The sequence below is a fragment of the Bacteroidota bacterium genome, assembly GCA_026391695.1.
GTDB lineage: Bacteria > Bacteroidota > Bacteroidia > Bacteroidales > JAGONC01 > JAPLDP01.
The window spans coordinates 1-23,585 of the sequence record JAPLDP010000080.1 but is presented as its reverse complement, the minus strand read 5'-3'; the positions used below and the strand labels follow the sequence as shown (position 1 = coordinate 23,585).

General features: G+C 42.0%; 17 protein-coding genes. 11 read left to right on the top strand and 6 right to left on the bottom strand.

Annotated features, from left to right (window positions below):
- Positions 1–54: 54 nt before the first annotated feature.
- The gene (gene atpB / locus NT175_11950) at positions 55–1,200 is read right to left on the bottom strand and encodes a F0F1 ATP synthase subunit A (protein ID MCX6235406.1); all 1,146 of its coding nucleotides are present in this window, start codon (positions 1,198–1,200) and stop codon (positions 55–57) included.
- A gap of 113 nt (positions 1,201–1,313) precedes the next feature.
- Here atpB and NT175_11945 point away from each other — a divergent pair, with 113 nt between their 5' ends.
- Positions 1,314–1,766 (top strand): nucleoside deaminase, encoded by a 453-nt coding sequence (locus tag NT175_11945; GenBank protein ID MCX6235405.1) that lies wholly within the window; start codon positions 1,314–1,316, stop codon positions 1,764–1,766.
- Here the strand turns inward: NT175_11945 and NT175_11940 are convergent.
- Positions 1,763–2,050: a hypothetical protein gene (locus tag NT175_11940; protein ID MCX6235404.1), complete on the bottom strand. Its 288-nt coding sequence runs from the start codon at positions 2,048–2,050 to the stop codon at positions 1,763–1,765. The genes NT175_11945 and NT175_11940 overlap by 4 nt on opposite strands.
- A 177-nt stretch (positions 2,051–2,227) precedes the next feature.
- Between NT175_11940 and rhaD the strand changes: the two genes are divergently transcribed.
- The 4 genes from rhaD to NT175_11920 all read left to right on the top strand — a co-directional run bounded on the left by rhaD (position 2,228) and on the right by NT175_11920 (position 11,012).
- Complete coding sequence (gene rhaD / locus NT175_11935; protein ID MCX6235403.1) at positions 2,228–3,061, top strand: rhamnulose-1-phosphate aldolase; 834 nt, start codon at positions 2,228–2,230, stop codon at positions 3,059–3,061.
- Between the two features lie 32 nt (positions 3,062–3,093).
- Positions 3,094–5,049, top strand: a complete 1,956-nt coding sequence (locus tag NT175_11930) for a DUF3857 and transglutaminase domain-containing protein (GenBank protein MCX6235402.1) — start codon at positions 3,094–3,096, stop codon at positions 5,047–5,049.
- Between the two features lie 38 nt (positions 5,050–5,087).
- Positions 5,088–6,923, top strand: coding sequence for a DUF3857 domain-containing protein (locus tag NT175_11925; protein ID MCX6235401.1), 1,836 nt, complete (start codon positions 5,088–5,090; stop codon positions 6,921–6,923).
- 840 nt (positions 6,924–7,763) lie between these two features.
- Positions 7,764–11,012, top strand: a complete 3,249-nt coding sequence (locus NT175_11920) for a UvrD-helicase domain-containing protein (GenBank protein MCX6235400.1) — start codon at positions 7,764–7,766, stop codon at positions 11,010–11,012.
- 99 nt (positions 11,013–11,111) lie between these two features.
- Here NT175_11920 and dnaG read toward each other — a convergent pair whose 3' ends face one another.
- The gene (dnaG, locus tag NT175_11915; protein ID MCX6235399.1) at positions 11,112–13,052 is read right to left on the bottom strand and encodes a DNA primase; all 1,941 of its coding nucleotides are present in this window, start codon (positions 13,050–13,052) and stop codon (positions 11,112–11,114) included.
- A gap of 173 nt (positions 13,053–13,225) precedes the next feature.
- Here dnaG and NT175_11910 point away from each other — a divergent pair, with 173 nt between their 5' ends.
- A complete protein-coding gene (locus NT175_11910; protein MCX6235398.1) occupies positions 13,226–13,975 on the top strand; it encodes a DUF6125 family protein in 750 nt (249 codons plus the stop codon).
- A gap of 78 nt (positions 13,976–14,053) precedes the next feature.
- Here NT175_11910 and NT175_11905 read toward each other — a convergent pair whose 3' ends face one another.
- A complete protein-coding gene (locus NT175_11905) occupies positions 14,054–14,740 on the bottom strand; it encodes a hypothetical protein (GenBank protein ID MCX6235397.1) in 687 nt (228 codons plus the stop codon).
- Positions 14,724–15,743, bottom strand: coding sequence for a radical SAM protein (locus NT175_11900; protein ID MCX6235396.1), 1,020 nt, complete (start codon positions 15,741–15,743; stop codon positions 14,724–14,726). The genes NT175_11905 and NT175_11900 overlap by 17 nt, the downstream gene beginning before the upstream one ends.
- 231 nt (positions 15,744–15,974) lie before the next feature.
- On the opposite strand from NT175_11900, the gene ileS reads away from it, so the two are divergent.
- The 5 genes from ileS to atpC all read left to right on the top strand — a co-directional run bounded on the left by ileS (position 15,975) and on the right by atpC (position 22,306).
- Positions 15,975–19,349 carry an isoleucine--tRNA ligase gene (ileS, locus tag NT175_11895; protein MCX6235395.1) on the top strand — a complete coding sequence of 1,125 codons (3,375 nt, stop codon included), beginning with the start codon at positions 15,975–15,977 and terminating at the stop codon, positions 19,347–19,349.
- Between the two features lie 49 nt (positions 19,350–19,398).
- On the top strand, positions 19,399–19,800 hold the full coding sequence (locus NT175_11890; GenBank protein ID MCX6235394.1) for a TraR/DksA family transcriptional regulator: 402 nt from the start codon (positions 19,399–19,401) through the stop codon (positions 19,798–19,800).
- A 17-nt stretch (positions 19,801–19,817) separates the two neighbouring features.
- Positions 19,818–20,447, top strand: coding sequence for a lipoprotein signal peptidase (locus NT175_11885; GenBank protein MCX6235393.1), 630 nt, complete (start codon positions 19,818–19,820; stop codon positions 20,445–20,447).
- A gap of 87 nt (positions 20,448–20,534) precedes the next feature.
- Positions 20,535–22,055 (top strand): F0F1 ATP synthase subunit beta, encoded by a 1,521-nt coding sequence (gene atpD / locus NT175_11880; protein ID MCX6235392.1) that lies wholly within the window; start codon positions 20,535–20,537, stop codon positions 22,053–22,055.
- Between the two features lie 14 nt (positions 22,056–22,069).
- A complete protein-coding gene (gene atpC, locus NT175_11875) occupies positions 22,070–22,306 on the top strand; it encodes an ATP synthase F1 subunit epsilon (GenBank protein ID MCX6235391.1) in 237 nt (78 codons plus the stop codon).
- Between the two features lie 84 nt (positions 22,307–22,390).
- Here the strand turns inward: atpC and NT175_11870 are convergent, their stop codons facing one another.
- Positions 22,391–23,416: an NAD-dependent epimerase/dehydratase family protein gene (locus tag NT175_11870; protein ID MCX6235390.1), complete on the bottom strand. Its 1,026-nt coding sequence runs from the start codon at positions 23,414–23,416 to the stop codon at positions 22,391–22,393.
- Positions 23,417–23,585 lie beyond the last annotated feature (169 nt).

The following is a 23,585-nucleotide window of genomic DNA, read 5'->3' as shown; positions in this document are numbered from 1 at the left end:
TATTAGTTGATGAACTGTCTATGTTAATATTTCTGACTTTCTATATGATTCAAATTACTGATGTTCTTCGGTAGCCATTCCAAAATAAAGTGCCGACAAAAGTGTAAAAACATAAGCCTGGATAAATGCCACCAGCAGTTCGAGTAATCCCATGAAAACAGCAAATAAAACGGATACGATAGATACCGTATAACCCAAAGCCAGGTGCATATTACCGAAAATAAATATCAGGCTGATGAATCCCAAAATAATGATATGACCGGCAGTGATATTGGCAAAGAGTCGAACCATCAGGATAAATGGTTTGGTAAATAAGCTCATTAATTCAACAACCGGCATTAGGGGAATGGGTACCTTAAGCCACCAGGGCACACCGGGCGTATTAATGATATGCAGCCAATAATTTTTATTTCCACTGAAAGATGTAATAAAAAATGTAAAAAGGGCCATCACCATGGTCACTGCAATATTCCCCGTCAGATTGGCTCCACCCGGGAAAAATGGGATAATACCCAATACATTGTTGAAGAAAATGAAGAAGAATAGTGTCAGCAGATAGGGCAGATATTTTTCGTACTTCTTTTCTCCTATGGATGAAATAGCCAGTTCACGGACAAACAGGATAACCGGTTCAATAAGGGATTGAAAGCCCCGTGGTGCTTTACCCTGACGTTTTTTATACGATCCTGCTACCGAAATAAAAATGATGCAAAGCGCCACGATACTGATAAACAGGGAGACCACGTTTTTTGAAATTGAAAAATCCAGAGGTAAGGATCTCCCAGAATCGGTTTCCATGCCGTTCTCTTTTACGCAAACAATTTTCCCTTTGTTTTTCCCTTCCGTCTCCAGTTTGAATCCTTTATATGAGGCATGCCCATGATGAAACCTGCTCGACATGAACGCATATATTTTCCCCTCATGCACCAGAATCACCGGGAGCGGAATAGATATCTGTCTATCTTTAAATGCCATAATATGCCATTCATGTGCGTCAAGGATATGTTCAATGATCATCTCTCCGGTATTGCCTTTTTCCTGTTTTGTTGCCTCTTCGTTAATCTTTGATGGCCCGGGAGATGCAATGACTTGTTCAGTTGTTCCGGAAACTGAAGTATTGTATGATGATATGAGAAACAGAAGAGTAATAAATATGCTATGAATGAACCAGATTCCCGGCAGTCGGTCTTTCCCTCTCATCAGGTATTCCTTTAATTTTCAGGATACGAACAAATATTGTAAAATTTTTTGCAAATTTACAACAATTGGGATTATTTCAAATTTTAAGATAGATTATACCACAACTTTTACAAATGACTTACACACTTTTTTCGGATGAATATTTCATGAATGAAGCCCTGAAAGAGGCGAGGAAAGCTTTCGATGAAGATGAGGTTCCGGTCGGAGCAATCATTGTGAGCAATAATGTCATTATTGCCCGGGCTCATAATATGACAGAGCGATTAAACGATGTGACGGCTCATGCCGAAATGCAGGCCTTCGGTGCAGCTTCAAATTACCTTGGTGCAAAATATCTGACTGATTGTGTTCTCTATGTCACGATTGAGCCATGTGCTATGTGCGCGGCAGCAGCATCCTGGACACAGATAGAGAGGATTGTTTACGGTGCCGATGATGAAAAAAAAGGGTTTTTATTGATCAGGCAAAACCTTTTACATCCAAAAACACTTATCAGTCATGGTGTTCTTCAAACAGAATGCGCAGGGCTGATGACTGAGTTCTTCCGATCGAAAAGGGCTCACTAACGGGTCAGGATGCCCAATATCACAGCTAAAAGAAAAAGAATCAGAATAATGACAATAATCCTGATGAAATGGTTCCGGGTGCTTTTGTAAATATCTAAGACCGCCGTATTGAGATAAAATTTATCCGTTTCACAAGGAATAATGATCTGTCGTTTGATCATTTTATCGACATGTGCAGTTTGGCTCAGTTTAAGATGGTCAAGTGTCACGGCGTGTTCTTTATTAACAGCACCGGCATTTTGAAAGGCGCAGATGATTTTCTTTGAGTTATTGCAGAATAGCATAATCAATATTCGTTGTTATTTTATAAATGACAAAACAAATCTTTGATGGTAAATGATTCATTATTCAAAGATATGTCATCCCCACAATATTACTGAAAATTTAATATCTTCGTCGGGATTTCAAGTGATAATATTCGATTAAAATCGCCGAAATCGAAGATTTGAAGCATACGGAATATGAAAGTTGCAGCGATCATTATCAGCAGTTTAAAGAATCATCTGGACCAGATGAAGGAAGTGGCCGGATATATGTGGGAGAAAGGATGGGCTGAGGCGACTGCAGGGAATATGTCAATTGATGTGACGGAGAAGTTGATGGCAACAGGCTCAACCTCTGAGATCAAAGAAATTTTTGCGAGCCGGCCATTTTTGAATATATCATTCCCAGGATTAGCAAATCATTTCATACTGGTAACTTTTGCCGGTGCGCGGATGAGGGATCTGGCAAAAGACCCATTATCCTGTGTCGGCCTGATTAAGATTAATGCAGCAGGTGATGCCTGTCAGGCAGGTTATTTCAGGGAACTGCTTACCGATGTAAAACCTACCTCAGAACTGATGACCCATCTGGCAATACATAATTTCCTGGCTAATAATAGTTTTACGGAAAAGTCTATTCTCCACGGTCATATTCATGAACTTGTCGCCCTTTCTCATATTAAAGAATACAAGACTGAGAAAAAAATAAACGAATTGCTCTGGAGTATGCATCCTGAAATGTCGCTTTTTCTTCCGGAGGGTATTGGCTATATTTCATATATGAAGCCAGGCACAGATAAAATTGCTCAGGAAACGGTAAAAAAAATAAAGAAACATCCGGTTATTCTTTGGGAGAAACATGGCTGCCTGTCGATTGGTGTCAGTTTAAACGAGGCTTTCGACAGGATTGATATTGCAGCTAAGGCTGCCAGGCAGTTCTTTTATTCCAGGAATGCGGGATATATTCCACAAGGTTTGACCTCCCGGCAATTTTCAGAACTTAAAAAAGAGTCTTTGAAAAGAGATCAGTAAATGAGTAACGACATTTGAATAAATTGTTCACTATGAAAAGGATGACTGTCATTATTTCCCTCTTTTTGATGGGATGGATACGGCTATCAGCCGGTCCTGTTCAGGATTTGATAAAAAATTCCGGGGGGCCGGAGGATTATCCCCATGATAAGCTACTGATTCTTTTCGACAGTATACATGTAAGAGTGATGGAAACAGGGTTGAGCTATATCAATACGCATAGGTTATATAAAATTCTGACTGCCAAGGGCGCAAAAGAATTGAGTGTCATCAAGTACGATTATGATCCGCTTTCAGCTTTCGCTGAGATTAAAAAGGTGGTAATTTACAGGGCATCTGGTTTAATTGAAGAGGTTGACCTAAGCAAGACGGTTGATTATCCGGCACCTGCCAGAGCCATCTATTGGGGGGCAAGAGAAAAGATGATTGGTATTGGAAGGCTTGAACCAGGAGATGCAGTTGAAGTCTATCTCTTTAAAAAGGGATTTACATATGCTTTGCTTGCAGGGGAAGAAGATGATGAAAGATATATTCCTCCCATGCGTGGACATTTTTATGATATTGTCGAATTCTGGAGTGCCAGTCCGGTTCTTTTAAAGTCATACCAGGTCGATATTCCAAAGGATAAACCTTTGCAATATGAAGTATATAATGGTGAAGTGCAGTCTTCCCAGGTATTTTCAGGCGACAGGACTATTTATTCTTTTACAAAAAGAGACATCAGGCCTCTTGACTATGAACAGGGTATGCTTGCCTGGTCGGATGTTGCTACCAAGTTACTTCTTTCAACAAGTCCTGACTGGAAGGCAAAATCTTTATGGTTTTATAATGTCAATGAAGAATATGGCAGTTTTGAATCCACGCCTGAAATAAAGGCTAAAATTGACAAACTGCTGGTCAATGCGAAAGACGAGATGGATTCCATTTCCATTTTAACCCACTGGGTAGCTGATGAGATCAGGTATTCAGGCATTTCGATGGGTAAAGGCGAAGGATATACGCTACATAAAGGAAGTATGGATTTCACTGACCGTTGCGGTGTATGCAAGGATAAAGCCGGCATGCTCATCACCATGCTGCGTGCTGCAGGTTTTGAATCCTATCCGGCTATGACTATGGCCGGATCGCGCATTGATTATATCCCTGCTGACCAGTTCAATCATTGCGTTACTATTCTCAAACTGGCGGATAATAAATACAAATTACTGGATCCGACATGGGTTCCTTTCATCCGTGAATTATGGTCAAGCGCTGAACAACAACAGAATTATCTTATGGGATTGCCTGAAGGGGCCGACCTTGCTGTGACGCCACTATCTCCTCCCGAGAATCACTATTTCAGGATGACATGCTCTTCCGAAATACTGACAAATGGAACGTTAAAAGGGACACTGACAGTGACTGCCGAAGGGCAATCGGATGCGGCTATACGTGGATTATTTACACGGTCATCTCCGTCGGAATGGAAAAAACTGGTTGAAAACGATCTGCTGGCCGTAGCACCTCTGGCTCAGATTTCGGCTATAGATTTTGGGAATCCTTATGATTACATTTCCAATCCCATTCAGATCAAAGTCACTTTCAAGATCCCCGAATATGCTTTTATAACAAATAAAGAACTCATTTTTACTCCTATTGTAGCTTTGCATCCATTCAAAAGAGGCATGTCGCACCTGAATTTCAGTACTGGTCCGGAAAACAGGAAATATCCCTTCAGGGACAGGTGCTCAAGGCTTGTAGAGTTGAAAGAAACCATCATTTTGCCTGCCGGTTTTACAGTACTTTATGCTCCATCCATACAACAGTCTGATGGATCAGGGGCATCATACGAAATCGGAATAAAACAGTCGGGCCGGACCATTGAATTCCATGAACGAGTGACCCTGAAAAAACGGGTATATGATGCCTCAGACTGGCCATCGTTCAGGGCAGCAGTCATGGAACAAAACCAGATCGCCCAGGAACCGGTGATATTAATAAAGAAATAGGCACTTATAAATAATTCATTTCTAATACCATAATGACCATGAGACCATATATAACGACTCTCATATTAACCGCCCTTCTCACTCAATTTATTCCTTGCCTGTCACAAGAAAGAACATCTGATGCGGTTTACCTGTCATTGATAAAGGAATACCAGTTATATGCAGACGGAAGTATGGATTACCGCCAATATAAAAAACTGAAACTCCTAACCTATAATGCTATCCACCGCTCTTATGGCGAGACATTTATAGTTTATAATCCTGCGTTTCAGAAGCTCAAAATAAATGATGCATATACCATTATGGCTGACAGCAAGAAGATTGTCACTCCTGAAAATGCTTTTAATGAAGTTTTGCCCGGATTTGCCGCCAATGCGCCATTTTACAATGGTCTCAGGGAAATGGTCGTCACACACACCGGTCTTGAACTGGGGGCTGTTATCCATCTCGATCATACCATTACTTCTGATGCAGGCTTTTGTCCTTACCTGATGGGCAACGAGGTTCTGACAACTTCTTCACCTATTGATAATTTAACTTTTATCATCCGGGTACCGAGAAATGTTGAATTAAAGTATAAAGTATTTAATATCAGCGCTGTGCCTGTTGTTACTGAAAAAGACGAGATGAAAGTCTACACCTGGACTTTTAAAAGTTTACAGGCACAGACTGGCGACGTACGACAGCCGGATAGCCAAGAGAACCAGCCTCGTATCGTGTTCAGCACAGCTCCATCGATGCAACACGCCATTGATTACCTGGTGAGCCAGGAGGCGTTCAAATACAAGCCCGACAGCAAAATGGAAGAGTTTGTTGCGATGATCAGGAAAGAGGGAAAAAGTGAGATAGAAACCCTCCTCAGGTTACAGGATATTGTGGTGAATGATTTGACCACCAATAGTATCCCTGCTGCTTATATTGGTTTCAGGGCCAGGCCAGCGACAGATACCTGGAATAGCAATGGCGGCACCGAGCTGGAAAAAGTCATCCTCCTGAGGGCGTTATTACTAAAAGCCGGTATCAATACATTCCCTGTGGCTGTAATCCCAGCCTCCTTATATAATAAAGAAATTGGTAGTTTGCCGCAAATCGAGCATTTCATACTTCAGGTCAACCCCAGAGAGCAAAGCCAGCTTTATTTATCTCCAGTACAGCTTGATGAGTGCAGCCTTTCATACGATCTGACCGACAAAATCCTTCTGCTAATTGATCCGAATATCGAGAGTTTAAAAACATTTTCGGTTAATGAAGAAAAAAACAGGATGGTTTCCGATTGGAGAATCACGATAAATCCTGATAACAGACTAACTGGTGAAGTTTCCCTGGAACTCTTTGGAACCTGCAATCCATATCTTGCACTTAAAAGGGATATCAATACTTCCAAACAGTTCCTGAATCCTGATTTCTCCTTAGAAGATATAAAAGTCTTTAAATGTGAAGGAATATCAGCGCTAAAATCGGAATTTAAGTACACCCTGGAAAAGGTAAATCCATTTTCCACAAAGGCGAATTATCTTTTCTGGAACCTACCCGCAGCAAATAAGGGTATTAAAAGCTGGGATATCAATTACATGAATGAAAGCCGGGAAGTACCTGTTGAATTACCATATTCTATTGAAGAAAACGATCATTATGTGATTTACCTGCCCAGTGATTATACTCTTGCCACACCCGACACCAGGCTGACTATAATGAACAGCGCAGGGCAAGTGAAAATTGAGATTAAAGAGAACGGGCAAATCATCGATATTACAAGATCCATAATTATCACAGAAAAGACATTTTATCCTGCCCAATATAAAGATCTTCGCTTACTCATCAATAGCTGGAACAATAAAAATTACACCAGGATGATTTTTAAAAATAATCTTTAGTATTGATTATCATTAGGTTATATTTGATAAAGTTATTAACAATTGTTAATAACCTCTGTGTATATTTTGTTCACTTAAAAAACATCAAACACTTGTAATCACCTGGTACGGTGTTGTAATTTTAACACATCAAGTGAGAGATAAAAGGTTAGCTTGACGAGCCTGGGATTTCAAATACTCTGCTTGAAAGAGTGGAGTTACGAGAAATCCGGACTTGCCGCCGTTAGGTTCGAGAGGGCAGAACGGTGGTGGTCAGCCCAAAAATCAGGTGTTTAGGCAGGCCAGTTTGAAAAAGCGGCAAAGCTTATTAAGACCTACGTGGTGAAAATTCTAACGAATTGACTTCCTATGTATGTCAGCTTGAAGGGACCGGGGGTTGGAATCAATTGCTCTACGGAGTTAAAAGTGACCGATCCCAGACCGCTAAGTTGCAAATCCCGAGGGAGCAATCCCCAGGGAGATGGAACTTAGAAGTGTGCTCGAAAAGTCAGGGATATGGAAAGATATACCCGCAAGGGTATATCAGACTGTATCCAGACTCAATAAAGCTGGATTCTTTGTAACCCGGCCGAGGTGGGTCAGCCACAATAACTGTAGCTTGGCGCATGCTCAGAACCACGGTTCTCAGCGTGTGAGATGGGGAATTTTTCCAAAAGAAAGGTTCCCCATCTTGTTTTATTGACAGACCATAGTTAGACAGATATTTGAAACCAAAGAGACAACCCATTTGAAATCAGTTACATTATCATCCTTTATATGACAGATAGATCACTTCTTCCTTTTGAGGGCTATATTTTGGAAGAAATAGTTAATTTAGCCTAATCCTGATCTGACAGAAATATGCGTTTCATCGGCGATCTTCATATCCATTCCCATTTCTCCATTGCCACTAGCCAGGAGCTTAATCCGGAGCATCTGGATTACTGGGCGGGGATAAAAGGCATCGAGGTAGTGGGCTCCGGAGATTTTACACATCCTGGATGGCTGCAGGAACTAAAAGAAAAACTGGAACCTGCCGAAGAGGGCCTTTTCAGGATTAAAAAAGCGTACCGTAAACAGAGTCCTGCTTTACCAGGTCATGATATGAAGAGCCCGACGAGATTCATCCTCTCATCAGAGATCAGCAATATTTATAAAAAAAACAATAAAGTAAAAAAGATCCACAACATCATTTTTGCTCCTGACCTGGAGTCAGTTGAAAGGCTTCAACGGGAGTTGAAACGAATGGGCTTCAACATCACTTCGGATGGCAGGCCGATACTGGGGCTTGACTCACGCGACCTTCTTGAGATGGTTCTAAACTGCTCAGATAAGATGTTTCTTGTTCCGGCACACATCTGGACGCCATGGTTTTCGGTTCTGGGAGCACAGTCGGGATTTGATTCCATTGAGGAATGTTATGCGGACCTCGCATCGTATGTATATGCTGCTGAAACAGGACTTTCCAGCGATCCACCGATGAACTGGATGTGTAGCATCCTCGACAGATATACCCTGATCTCTAATTCCGATGCACACTCTCCCGACAAACTGGGAAGAAATGCCAACCTCTTCAACACAGAATTATCATATAATGGTATTATTGATGCCATAAAAACCGGTGATCCTGAAAAGCTTCATGGCACCATTGATTTCTTCCCGCAGGAAGGCAAGTACCATTATGCCGGGCATAGAAAGTGCGGAATCTGCTGGAATCCTTTGGAGACAGTCAAAAACAAGGGTATCTGCACCGTATGCGGGAAATCCGTGACTATGGGTGTCATGAACCGTGTGGTGGAATTATCAGACAGGAATGATATTCTTGAACGGAAAAACCGGTTGCCATTCTATTCTCTCATCCCATTACCTGAGATCCTTTCAGAAATTTATGGTGTAGGAACTGGAACCAAACAGGTAAAGAGTGTCTATTTCTCACTTATTCAGAAAGCCGGTTCTGAATTCAATATTCTGTTGAACATGTCAATAGAGGAGATCAAAAACCTGGGGCACGATATTCTTTCCGAGGCCATCAGGCGTATGAGAAACCGTGAAGTCATACTCAGTGAAGGATATGACGGCGAGTTTGGGCGAATCAAAGTTTTCGGGGAAGGAGAAGTCAAGCGTCTCGGATTGCCAAATGCCCTGTTCGAGAGCGATTCCATCACAGCGCCTGTCAGAAAGCCCATTCAATATTTGAGTTTCGATCTCTCAGAATATCAAACTCTAAAAGGAGAAAAAAATGATATAGTATCGGCTGACAATATTGCTGGTGAGCCTTACGTATCATTCCATCAAAATGAGCTTCTTTCGGTTTTAAATGACGAACAGAGGATGGCAGCGGGACATATGCTTGGGCCAGCACTGATCATTGCCGGACCTGGTACAGGCAAGACACGAGTCCTGGCATACAGGATAGCTCACCTGGTCAACACACACGATGTCAATCCCCGCCATATCCTGGCCGTCACCTTTACCAATAAGGCAGCAGAAGAGATGCGCGAAAGGGTTGTCACACTGATAGGTGAAGACAAAGCCCGGCAGGTTACTATTTCTACTTTTCATGCTCTTGGATATGCCATCCTGAAAGAGCATATTGAAAAGACCGGAAGAAAAAGATACTTCTCGATCATCGACGAGGATGAAAAAAAACAGCTACTACATCTTACTATCGCTGACAAAGGCAGGATTAACCTGGTTGCGGAATATATCAGCCGGGTGAAACAGGAACTTATCATTACCGGACAGGAAGACGAATCGGAACTGAAAAAGTCTTTCCAGAATTACGAGTCGGCCTTAAGACAACACAATCTGTTCGATCTGGATGATCTGATCTATGAAACATTTCATCTTCTCAATAGTGACCCGGCAATACTTTCGGGGTATAGAGAACGGTTCCGTTACCTGTTTATTGATGAATACCAGGATATCAATCATTCACAATACCAGCTTGTCAGGCTTTTAATGAATGCTGAGCAATCAAATCTCTGTGTCATTGGCGATCCAAATCAGGCCATATATGGATTCAGGGGTGCAGATGTGCGATTCATTAAGAATTTTGTCCAGGATTATCCCGCGACAAAAGTTTATAAACTTGTAAAAAGCTATCGTTGTTCGGATAATATTCTACAGGTGTCACACAATGTCATTCATCAGACAAATGAGGTCACTCCTGTATTATCGGGATTACAAAAGGGCGTCAGGGTCAATATCGTTGAAAATGCCTCAGATAAAAGTGAGGCAGAGTTTATCGCCCGTACTATCGAAAAAATGATGGGAGGATTACGGTTCTTTTCGATGGATAGCCAGATATCTACCGGCATTCAGGACAAGGATATCAAAAGCCTGTCAGATTTTGCCATACTGTGCCGTATTGGTAAGCAGATGAATGCCATTGAAAAAGCCTTCCATGATCACAGCATACCATACTGCACATTTCAGGAGATCCCTTTTTTCAAAACAGAGCCGGTCACAACAATCATTGATCTTCTGAGATTATCACAAAATCCAGATAATCTGCTGCTCATCATGAAACTAAAAAATAATCCGGCTATAAAGATGATTCATCCAAATGCTTTGCAGGAGCTTATCCATGGAAATTCCATAGTTGAATCAGTCGAGTTTCTTAGAGACTATTGTTTTAAAGATCAACTGAAGGAAAGTAAAGATGCAATCCGGCAGTTTCAGGAGATGATAATGAGATTTGGCGATGACATTGAAGGATTACTCAGGTTTATTCTGCTAGGAAATCCCATTGATACCTTTAATCCTGGTACAGAGCAGGTGAGACTGATGACGATCCATGCTGCCAAAGGTCTGGAATTCAAATGTGTCTTCATTGCCGGATGCGAAGACGGCCTTATCCCTTATTCTCTTTTCTCAGGTCATGAAGCCAATACAGAAGAAGAACGACGCCTGCTATATGTCGGCATGACCAGGGCAATGAAATACCTGTGGATCACTCATGCAAGAAAAAGGTTTCTCATGGGAAGGGAGTATCAACTTAGACGAAGTCCGTTCCTGGACCATATAGAAAAGGAGTTGCTTGAAATATCAAAGGCTGAAGTAAGGAAAGATGCAAGAAAAGAAGATCGGCAACTCGATTTGTTTTAGTTACAGGTTACAAGTTGCAGGTTACGGGTTAGAAGTTAATAATTATAACTTAAGGACTTAAATCAAGGATACTTGAAACTTGAGACCTGCAACCTTACTCTACTTGGTAATCACTCTTCCCAGCCGGAAATTAATCTCACCGCTTACCTCATTAAGGTTTTGAAGTTTATGCAATAAATAGACCGACTCTTCCTCATCATGGGCTTCTTTTATTTCCTTCTGAGTTTGCAGGATCAGTTTTTCGACTTTTTTAGCCTTAAATGCCAGCAATGAGGAGACGACCGTATGCCGCATCCGTTCTTTCTCTGATTTTATTGCAATCATTTTCTTTTCCCAGTGATCGCTCAGTTCATAAGGTGTGGTGATGAGATCAATTGACAGTTTGGAAATATTCGGATCAGGGTGGAAGGTAAAAAATTTTTCCCCGGGAATGCCTTTACTTTCCATTTCTAGAACGTACTGATCAAAAATATACTGGTAAAAAGGATTGTGGAAGCTGATTTCATCGGCGATCAGGTCATGAATGATGAATTCTGCGACAGTTATCACTTCGTCTTCACGGTCAGGGAGTCCTTCAGGTGGAATTTCCTTCCAGCCATATAGTAGCAAAAGCCGGATGATATCTCTCTCCTGGTACTCGATCGTATCGGAGTCAACAGTCTCCTGCCTTTCAGAAGTGAACTCCGTAGCTTCAGGGATTACCTCCCTTTCAGTGGCATTTAACTTTTTATTGAAATTATATCGCAGGATTTTATTCAGCTCATTGAAAAGGGTTTGCTCGGATACATCCATCACCGCTGAGCATTCTTTAATGTAAACCGAACGGAATATTCCATCAGGGATTTTGGCAATGGAGCTGACAATATCTTTTATAAGGGTTGCCTTTTTGATTGGATCACCGGAAGCATCGTTAATAAGGAGCTTAGTTTTAAAAATGATGAAATCGTATGTGTTATCATTAACGAACTTTTCCACTTCTGCGATACGGTTTTTCCTGACGAAGGAGTCAGGATCTTCGCCGTCGGGGAGCAGGACAACCTTGACATTCAGGCCTTGTTCGAGGATCATATCTATTCCGCGGAACGAGGCTTTAATGCCTGCCGGGTCGCCGTCATAAATAATAGTGATATTGCGCGTGTACCGTTTGATCAGTTTGATCTGGTCTTCGGTGAGAGATGTGCCGGATGAAGCCACAACATTCTCCATACCAGCCTGATGCATGGATATAACATCGGTATACCCTTCGACGAGGCAACAGACATCCTTAGAGATGATAGCATTTTTTGCAAAGAAAATTCCGTATAAAATTTTGCTTTTATTATAGATCTCCGACTCAGGAGAGTTGACATACTTTGGCTTGTTGGGATCAGCGGTCATGATTCTGCCGCCAAAGCCTGTGATGCGACCCGTAGGGCTGTGGATGGGAAAGATGACCCTGCCACGGAAACGGTCGTATGTTTTGCCATCATCTGTGGAAATCGTAAGTCCGGTTTTTACAAGATACTCAAGCTTATAACCATTATCAATGGCATGTTGTGTGAAAACATCCCACTTATCGGGATTATAACCAAGCTGGAATTTAGTGATGGTATCTTCGCGAAATCCTCTTTCTTTCAGATATGACAGGCCAACAGCCTTTCCCTCTTCCGACAGCAGCAGTTTGTCAGAGAAATACTTCTGAGCGAAAGCGGTAATATGAAAAAGGCTCTCCTGTTCGTTTTGTGCCTGCTGGCTCTCCGGTGTCTGCTCCTCTTCCTCGACTTGAATATGGTATTTACTAGCAAGGTATTTAAGTGCTTCAGGATATGAATAATGTTCATGTTCCATGATGAAATTCACCGCATTACCGGCTTTGCCACATCCGAAGCACTTGTATATGCCTTTGGTAGCCGAGACATTGAACGACGGTGTACGTTCATTATGGAAAGGACAGAGACCGACAAAGTTAGAACCCCTTTTCCGGAGGGATACGAAATCGCCTATGACCTCTTCAATGCGCGTGGTGTCAAGAATTTCCTGTATCGTACCGGGTTTTATCATCAGTGAACAAGGATCAAGGATCAAAAACAGGATAAAGATAAACAGAATTCGATTTCGATCTAAAGTTATCAAAGTATATCTGACGTCCTAAAAGAACAACCACCGAGGAATACAGAGTAAAAATCAGAGGATCACGGAGGAAAATATTAATTTTATCGGCAAAAGAATTTTCTATGGATAAAACACTCACCACACAGCAGGATCTGAATAAAGCAGAAACCGTCAAGTTCATCATGGATTTCATTCACAGGCTTGTCATGCATCATGCCATGTGGTATGTGCTGGTACAGGATGAAATAGGACAGGAAAAAACCAATAAAATCCTTCATGCTGTCCTCGACAGGAGTTATGAAATTCAACTTAACCGGCTTGCCAAAACTCTTGATTTCGAAGTGAAGGATGGCCTGCCAACGCCTCTGCTTAATCTTCCGGATGAAGTTCTCAAAGCCCTTAAAGAGACCATTGCCATAAACTGGCTGGCCAATGACGGAGTATGGTTTCAGGCAGTTGAGTTCACGGAAGGTATGGAAATAGCCAAGAAATGTAATGATGCCTGTTGGGGGCACTTTTCACCATTTGAAGCATGGTTGATAAAACAGTTTCTAAACCTGCCTGAAAATCCGGGACTTGAGGGATTGAAACAAGCCCTGCAGTTCAGGTTATATGCCACCATCAATAAGCAATCGATAACCGATGAAACAACGACAGGATTCATCTTCCGAATGAATGAATGCCGTGTTCAGTCGGCTCGCAAACGCAAAGGGCTTGATGATTACCCTTGCAAATCGGGCGGATTGATCGAATACACAACATTTGCTTCAGCCATCGATTCACGTATTAAAACGGAGTGTATCGGTTGCCCGCCGGATCGACACCCGGAAGAGTGGTATTGTGCATGGAGATTCTATATGGAATCATTTTAAAATGAAAAATTAAAATCGAAAATTTATTTTACGATCATAGCTTAAAAACTCACAATTTTCGATTTCAAATTTTCAATTTCAAATAAATAATATGCTTCCCCCATCAAACAGAGGGCCTTCGTAAAGCTCAATGATATCATAATCCCATTCATTTAGGAATTTCTCAATCCTACTGCCTTGCCTATAATATCGTAGGCTTCCAATGAGAAAGATTTTATCCTGATATACTCCGCATGTACCTCCGAAAAAACCGTGCTTAAATCCGGGCAGTAAGATACTTTCGGGTGATACGTGATGACTTTTTAATCTGTACTTTTCAAGAACATGATATATGCCCATGTCGGAGGTGATGAAATGATCATTTTTCAATGCCAGGAGGTTACAGCGACAATACCCCTGATTGACGTTAATTTTCGTTAAATCAGTGCATAAGTCTAATATAGATGCATCGGACAGATTTAGATTATGAATAAAGTAACGATCACTTGCCACAGCATTATAACAAGAGGTTTGGGGATAATCATTCCCTACAGGAGCAGTTCCGGATATCAGGGTCACGCCATACATCTTTAACTTTTCCAGAAAGTCGCCGGGTGTATTGAGTGCAAAGATTAACCGACTGGCAGCTATGAAAAAGAAAATATCCGGATGCCCGGATATGGCTTCATAGGTGATGCCGGTTGTAGCAAACTCCAGAACTTCTCCGTAATGGCTGAGCTTGTCTTTTGCGAGGCCTGGTATCTTTTTATCAACAATGATCAACATTATAGCATCTTCCTTTCAATAATGGATTAGTGATGAATTTTACCTGTTCAAACCGTTCCTGCAACATCTTTCTGTTTTTTCCGCCATAACCAATGGCAAAATTCAACTGAGCCGGGTTGACAACGATGATAATATTTTTTTTATCATCTTTATTTTCAATATTTTTTAGCTCTTCATTCCAAAGCCGCGACATGACCAACTCACGGAATGAAGGATGAAATGGTCCGGCGATCAGATCATTTCCACTGATCAATCCTTCGGAGGGGTGGAGCCCAATACGAAGGACAGTGACACCGGCCTTTTCGAATAACGGATAAATCACTCGGCACCAGTCAACAGCCACTTCAAGACTCAATGGCAGGTACAGCCCTTTCAGGTACAATTCGGCCAGTTTTGTATCGCGGATAACGAGTGTAGGATAAATTCGGGTACTTTCCGCTCCCAGTTCAACAATTTTCTCTGCGGTAAAAATTGCTAAAGGAAGGGTATCACCCGGAAGGCCAATCATCATTTGCAAGCCTAATGAAAAACCATGCTGCCGTATTTTCATGGATGCATTCACCGTATCCAAGGCTGAATGCCCTCTGCCAGCCATTGCCAGCACCCGGTCATCCATCGACTGGGCTCCCAGTTCAATGGTTTTTACATGATATTTGTTTAGCAGATTCAGTCTCCTGTCATCAATATAATCAGGACGAGTGGATACCCTGATGCTGCTTATCCGTTCATTGTCAATAAAGGCTTCCGCCACCTGGAGATAGTGTTCCTGCATCTCCGGATCAATACCTGTAAAACTTCCACCAAAAAAAGCTATTTCAATAATTCTATTGCCTTTAGGAATTGTAGAAAGAAATTGAAGAATTATTTTTTCAACCTCATAGGGAGAGGGAATTGACCTTTGGCCTGTAATTTTCGACTGATTACAGAATACACACCGATGAGGGCAGGAATGGTGGGGAATAAATATAGGAATGATATAATGCTTTGTACCCAGGGATTTCATTACCAGATGGCCGGAATAATAATGGCCTGAACAAATTTACAGCTTTTCCACACCAGAAAGACAAAAGGAGCGGTCAACACTCAGATAATTAATACAACGCATCCATTACATTTTTGTGATTTTTTTACCAGAAATGAGAAAATACAGAAATAACGCTTTTAAATCCATGATATATCCGGTATTTTTTTTAATTTTGCACACTTTTTAGATACACAGCCAAATTGACGCTGGATGAAAGGGAATTACAGAGAATACGGGGATCTGGACCTCACTGCCATTGGGAATGAGATCCGTAATTACTGGGAGGAGCATGACATCTTTAAAAAAAGCATGTCGACGCGAGAACAACATCTTCCATTTATTTTTTATGAAGGACCTCCCTCAGCCAATGGTATTCCAGGTATCCATCATGTTATGGCCAGAGCGATAAAGGATATATTCTGCCGATATAAAACGCTCAAGGGTTTTTATGTCAAACGCAAGGCCGGATGGGACACCCACGGTCTACCAATTGAAATTGAAGTGGAAAAAACCCTTGGCATCACAAAAGAGGATATCGGCAAAAAAATATCTGTTGAGGAATATAATAATGCCTGTCGCCGCGAAGTGATGAAATATAAGGATCTATGGGATGACCTTACAAGGAAAATCGGTTACTGGGTCGACCTGGATCATCCTTACATTACTTTCGAAAACAAATATATTGAAACAGTTTGGTATTTATTATCGAAGTTTTTTGAGAAGGGATTGTTATATAAGGGTTATTCTATTCAGCCCTATTCGCCGGCAGCCGGTACTGGTATCAGTAACCATGAACTGAATCAGCCTGGCACTTACCGCGACGTCAAAGATAATACGGTCACAGCCCAGTTCAAGGTCATCAGAAATGAAAAATCAGAATTCCTTTTCACTGAAATTCATGGTGATCTCTTCTTTCTGGCATGGACAACCACACCATGGACACTGCCTTCAAACACCGCACTGGCTGTTGGTGCAGATATTGACTATGCAGTCGTTAAGTCATTCAATCCTTACACCTTTTTACCTATTACGGTCATACTGGCTAAGGACCTGGTAAATAATTTTTTCCCTTCCAAGAATTCTGAATTTAAAATTCAGAATTATGTAGCAGGACAAAAGAACATCCCCTTCGAGGTTGTACGACACTGTAAAGGAAAGGAACTGAAGGGCATCCGTTATGAACAGCTTCTGCCATACGCCCAGCCTGAAGACGGTGATGCGTTCGTTGTCCTGACGGGTGATTTTGTCACTACTGTGGATGGCACTGGCATTGTTCATATTGCTCCCAGTTTTGGTGCTGATGACTTCAAGGCCGGAAAAGAAAATGGTGTGGGATCACTCACTCTGGTTGACAAGCAGGGCAGGTTCACCAACCAGATGGGCGAATTTGCCGGCAGGTATGTAAAAAATGAATATCTCCCGAATTATAATCCTGATAATCCGAATCAGGAGGATAGTGTTGATATTGATATCATCGTCAAGCTGAAAAAAGAGAATAAAGCGTTCAAGACAGAAAAATATGTTCATTCCTATCCACACTGTTGGAGGACTGACAAACCCATTCTGTATTATCCGCTGGATTCCTGGTTTATCAAGTCAACCGCTTTCCGCGATAAAATGGTTGAACATAATAACACCATCAACTGGAAGCCTAAAGCAACCGGTACGGGCCGCTTTGGCAACTGGCTTGAGAACCTCGTTGACTGGAACCTATCGCGCTCCAGGTACTGGGGTACGCCCCTGCCTATCTGGGTTACTGAAGATCGAAAAGAGATGATCTGCATCGGTTCTGTTGAGCAAATGAAAAGCGAAGTTGAGAAATCAATCCGAGCAGGATTAATGAACTCCAATCCTTTCCATGGCTTTATACCGGGTGATATGTCAGAAGACAATTATAATTCGTTTGACCTGCACAGGCCATATGTTGATCAAATCATCCTGGTGTCAGCATCTGGGAAGAAAATGCTCCGTGAACCTGACCTGATTGATGTATGGTTTGACTCAGGTGCGATGCCGTATGCCCAGTTTCACTATCCATTTGATCCTGTTTCAAAGCTGGAGGAGTACTTTCCAGCTGATTTCATCGCTGAAGGTGTCGACCAGACCAGAGGATGGTTCTTCACGCTGCATGCCATCGCTGTCATGTTGTTTAATTCGGTGTCATATAAAACCTGTGTCTCCAATGGTCTGGTGCTTGACAAGAATGGCAACAAGATGTCAAAACGCCTCGGCAATGCTGTTGACCCTTTTGAAACTGTTGAAAATTATGGTCCTGACACTCTGCGCTGGTATATGATTACCAATGCCCAGCCTTGGGATAACCTAAAGTTCGATATCGAAGGCATGAAAGAGGTGCAGAGAAAGTTCTTCGGCACACTTTTCAACACCTATGCTTTTTTTGCCCTTTATGCGAATATTGACGGATTTGATTATTCCCAGCCCGAAATACCGATGTTGCGCCGGCCTGAAATAGACCGGTGGATTATCTCGGAGCTTAACTCCCTTATTAAAAAAGTAGATGAATATTATGGTGATTATGAACCAACCAAAGCTGGAAGAGCTATTCAGGATTTTGTCATCGATTATCTGAGTAACTGGTATGTACGCCTCAGCCGGAGAAGGTTCTGGAAAGGTGAACTAACGGAAGATAAAATTGCCGCCTATCAAACGCTATACACATGCCTGGTCACTGTTGCACAACTCGCTTCACCCCTAGCTCCATTTATCACCGACAAATTGTTCATCGACCTTAATGAAGGTACCGCAAAGACTGATGCAGAATCGGTTCATCTGACCGATTTCCCTGTGGCTGATGAATCACTTATTGACACCAGCCTTGAAGAACGCATGGAACTTGCGCAGGAGGTATCTTCTATGGTGTTGTCGCTGAGAAAACGTATCAACATCCGTGTACGCCAACCTTTGAATAAGATCATGATTCCCGTGTTGACAGACCATCTCAGGGAAAACCTGAAAGCAGTTAAAAACCTTATATTATCGGAAGTTAATGTAAAAGAAATTGAATATCTGTCTGATATATCTGGCATCCTGGTGAAAAAAATAAAACCAAACTTCAAAACACTGGGTCCCAAGTATGGCCGATTGATGAAGCAAATTGCCGCAGCAGTAACTGGTTTCAGCCAGCAGGATATTTCCCGTGTGGAAGACCAGGGGCAAATTATCCTCGACATCGAAGGATCTCCGGTTGATATTTTACTTGAAGATGTTGAGATCATCACCGAAGATATCCCCGGGTGGGTATTACTTACACAGGGTAACCTAACCGTCGCCCTGGACATCATCATTACTGATCAGCTTAAACAGGAAGGCCTCTCCAGGGAACTTATCAACAGGATCCAGAATCTGCGAAAGGAAAAGGACTTTGAGGTTACTGACAAAATCCGCGTGAAAGTTGAAAAAAACAACGAGCTCGACAAATCTATACGAAATAATTATATTTATATTTGTTCAGAAACGTTGGCCGAATCACTGGACATCATCGACGAGATCCAAAGCGAGGATAAAAAATTAATAGATCTGACTAAGGATATCAGAACGTTTGTGTCCATTGAAAAGGCTAATTAAATTTTAATCACAATAATTCTTCACAGAATTATTTAAAAATCCATGAGCCATGAAAAAAGTTGAAGAAGAAATAACCAAGACCAGATACTCTGACGAAGAGCTTGAGGAATTCAAGGCCATTATACTGGAAAAGTTGGCTACAGCACGTGAAGACCTTGCCATGCTCACTGAGGCTTACACAAATATTGAGGAACATGGCATCAGCGATACATCTCCGACTTTCAAAGTCCTTGAAGAAGGATATCAGGTACTATCCAAAGAAGAGAACAGCCGGCTTGCAGCCCGACAGCAAAAGTTTATCAATGCCCTTGAGAATGCACTGATCCGTATTGAGAATAAGACATACGGCATTTGTAGGGCGACTGGAAAGCTCATATCCAAGGAAAGACTGAGAAGTGTTCCACATGCCACCCTTAGTATTGACGCTAAACTGACTCAGAATAAAAAATAAATAAATTCCCCCAAAGCATCTTGAAAAGGCCTCTGATCATCATTTTTCTAATCTTACTGTGCGATCAGTCCCTGAAGTTCTGGATAAAAACCCACATGTACCTCGGTCAGGAAATCCAGGTTTTCAGGGATTGGTTCATTATTCACTTCACTGAGAACAATGGCATGGCTTTCGGAATGGAATTTGCCGGGGAGTCGGGAAAGCTTTTCCTCACTTTCTTCCGCATCGTCGCTGCAGTCTTTATCGGATATTACCTGTATCGGTTAACCAGACAAAAAGCCCACCCAGGACTTATCCTTTGTATATCCCTGATTTTCGCAGGAGCATTTGGAAATATCATCGACTCCGTATCTTACGGTTTGCTTTTCAGCGAAAGCAGTTATTTTCATCCGGCTGTTTTACTGCCTCCTGATGGCGGGTATAGTTCTCTCTTTCACGGTAAAGTTGTTGATATGCTTTACTTTCCGATTATCAAAGGGGAAATGCCAAGCTGGTTGCCTTTCATGAAATCGAGGGAATTCATCTTCTTCAGGCCTGTATTTAACCTTGCAGATTCGTCAATAACCACAGGAGTTATAGCACTGATTATCTTCCAAAAGCGATTTTTCAGAAAACACATTGAAGAGAAATCTGCACCAGACGAATAAGCTGTAAGTTAGTTATATATAATTCAGGTTAAAGCTCTGGATCTTTTGGCATTTTTTTATCTTTGCGACCAAGTTATTTAAAGAAACATGACTGAAAAACGTACCGGGAAAATATCACAGATCATTGGTCCGGTCATTGATGTGACCTTTGACGAAAATACGAGGCTTCCAAATATTTATGAGGCTCTTGAAGTACAAAATCCTGAGGGCCATGTAATCGTGCTTGAATGCCAGCAGGATATAGGAGAAAATACAGTGAGAACTATTGCTATGGACTCTACAGATGGATTACAGAGAGGCATAGAAGTGACGGCACTTGGTACCCCAATATCCATGCCTGTCGGCGATGACATCAAAGGCCGGCTTTTCAATGTGATTGGTAATACTATTGACGGGCTTGAAGATGTTGAAAGAGTTCGTGTCTCAAGCATTCACAGGGATCCACCGAAATTCGAGAATCTATCAACACAAAAAGAGGTTCTTTACACAGGCATCAAGGTCATAGATCTGATTGAACCCTATCCCAAAGGTGGGAAAATTGGTTTGTTCGGTGGTGCAGGCGTTGGTAAAACGGTCATCATCATGGAACTGATCAATAACATCGCAAAAAAATATTCCGGCATGTCGGTATTTGGCGGCGTTGGAGAGCGTACCCGTGAAGGCAATGATCTGTTGCGCGAAATGATCGAATCGGGCGTCATTAAATACGGTGAGGCATTCCTCAAAGATATGGAGAAAGGAGGATGGGATCTTTCATTAGTTGACAGGGAGGAACTAGCCAAGTCACAGGCGACGCTTGTTTTCGGACAGATGAATGAGCCACCAGGAGCAAGGGCACGTGTTGCATTGTCAGGATTGACTGTGGCCGAATATTTTCGTGATGGTGATGAAAAAACCGGTGGAAGGGATATCCTTTTCTTTATTGACAACATATTCCGCTTCACACAGGCAGGCTCCGAGGTGTCAGCTTTGCTAGGACGTATGCCTTCAGCTGTCGGATACCAGCCTACATTAGCAACAGAGATGGGGATCATGCAGGAGCGTATCACTTCGACTAAAAGAGGATCTATCACTTCTGTGCAGGCTGTTTATGTTCCGGCTGATGACCTCACTGATCCGGCGCCAGCTACGACTTTTGCTCACCTCGACGCCACTACGGTACTAAGCCGCAAGATCTCCGAATTGGGTATTTACCCTGCTGTCGATCCACTTGACTCCACATCGCGCATCCTCACACTCGACATCGTTGGTGAAGAACATTACCGGACTGCACAAAAAGTCAAAGAAATCCTCCAACGCTATAAAGAGCTTCAGGATATCATCGCCATCCTCGGTATGGATGAACTTTCAGATGAAGATAAACTGATTGTTCACCGTGCGCGGCGCATACAGAGGTTCCTCTCACAGCCATTCCATGTTGCTGAGCAATTCACCGGTCGTTCGGGTGTGTTCGTATCAATCGAAGATACTATTAAAGGATTTAATATGATCCTGAATGGCGAAGTGGACGAATATCCGATAGCGGCATTTAATTTCGTCGGTACAATTGAAGACGCCATCGCTATCGGAAAAAAAATGTTGTCAGAAAGCAGCGAAGAAATAGAATAAGATAACCAATCCTCATGAAGCTTGAGATCATAACTCCGGATACAAACCTATACACTGGAAACGTCAATCTTGTCCAGCTTCCCGGCCTTAGTGGATCTTTCGAAATCCTTAAAAACCATGCACCCCTGGTATCCATCCTTGTTAAAGGCAGGATCAAAATAGAAGATGATAATCAGCAGACTCATTTCATCGAAATCAATGGAGGTGTTGTTGAAGTGCTAAAAAATAAGGTTCTGGTCCTGGCAGAATAAAATCCCTCCTGCCCTCATTAAATCCAGATAGCCCACAAGACGCCCCTTTGGTAGGTCTTTATTGGTAAATAATTTCACGTTTTTTTATCTCTTTATCCTTCTTTCTTCTTCAATATGCATAAACATTTGATATGCTTCCCTCACCACTTCTTCAACAGGTGTGTAGTCATACGGGATAAATTTTTTTATCTTTTCGCCGGAATAGTAATGTTTTGACAAGGCGCTTGTAATTAAGCTTTTTGTTATGACGGGTTCGGCATTCGTGATTAATCCTCGGAGTTTTTCAAATAGCCAGGCTAGTTCAAGCAGAAAAGCCGGGATCCTGATCCAGGGTCTTTTCTTTCCAAATTGTTCCGCGATTAAGCTTATGATATCTCTATAGGACAAGTTATAAGCATTGAGAATGAACCGTTCGTTCCGTACATTGCTTTGCATAAGCATGATCATGGCTTTTGTCACATCCCTGATGCCGACAAAACCATTCACCCCACTGGTATAAAAAGCTGTATGGTGGTAAATAGTATCCATGAATCTGCCACTTTCGCGGGTAATACCACCTGAACCAATGATAACTGAGGGATTGACAATAACAGCTTCCAATCCTTCTGCCATTCCTCTCCAGACTTCCCGTTCCGATTCAAGTTTACTGATGCTATAAGGGGACTTCCATCGTGAAGGTTGCCAAACGGATTCTTCGGTTATCTGACCATCGGCCGATGCAGGTCCAAGAGATGAAATACTGCTGACATGGCAAAGCTTGCGTATATTTTTGTTGAGAGATGCATTGACGACATTGGCTGTTCCGGCAACGTTATTTTGTAAGATCTGATGTTTGTTCCCCGGATCAAAAGAAACCATGGCAGCACAGTGATAAACATCATTTACTCCTTCCATTGCCTCTTCCAGTGAAAAAATATCAAGAATATCACCATCCATCCAGTGAATATTTGAGTGTAAAAGGGCATTATGACCATAAAAGGAAAAGACAGCTGTCGTAAAATCTATCTTGCTGTTCTCTCTTTTCAATGCCCTTACTTCATATCCCCTGACGGCCAGATCATGAAGCAAATAGGATCCAACGAGGCCGGTGGCGCCTGTAACAAGTATCATATCAACAAAAACATGATTTGTTCAATTATTTTTTGTATATTTCTCCTATAAATCCTTTCCAAGTTATAACGCCTTTGGTATGCGAGTTTCTCCTGCGAGCTTAGCCAAACGAATGATTGGCATTAACTCATGTCTGTGTTCTTAAAGTCCTTTTCAGGACATGTTGCGT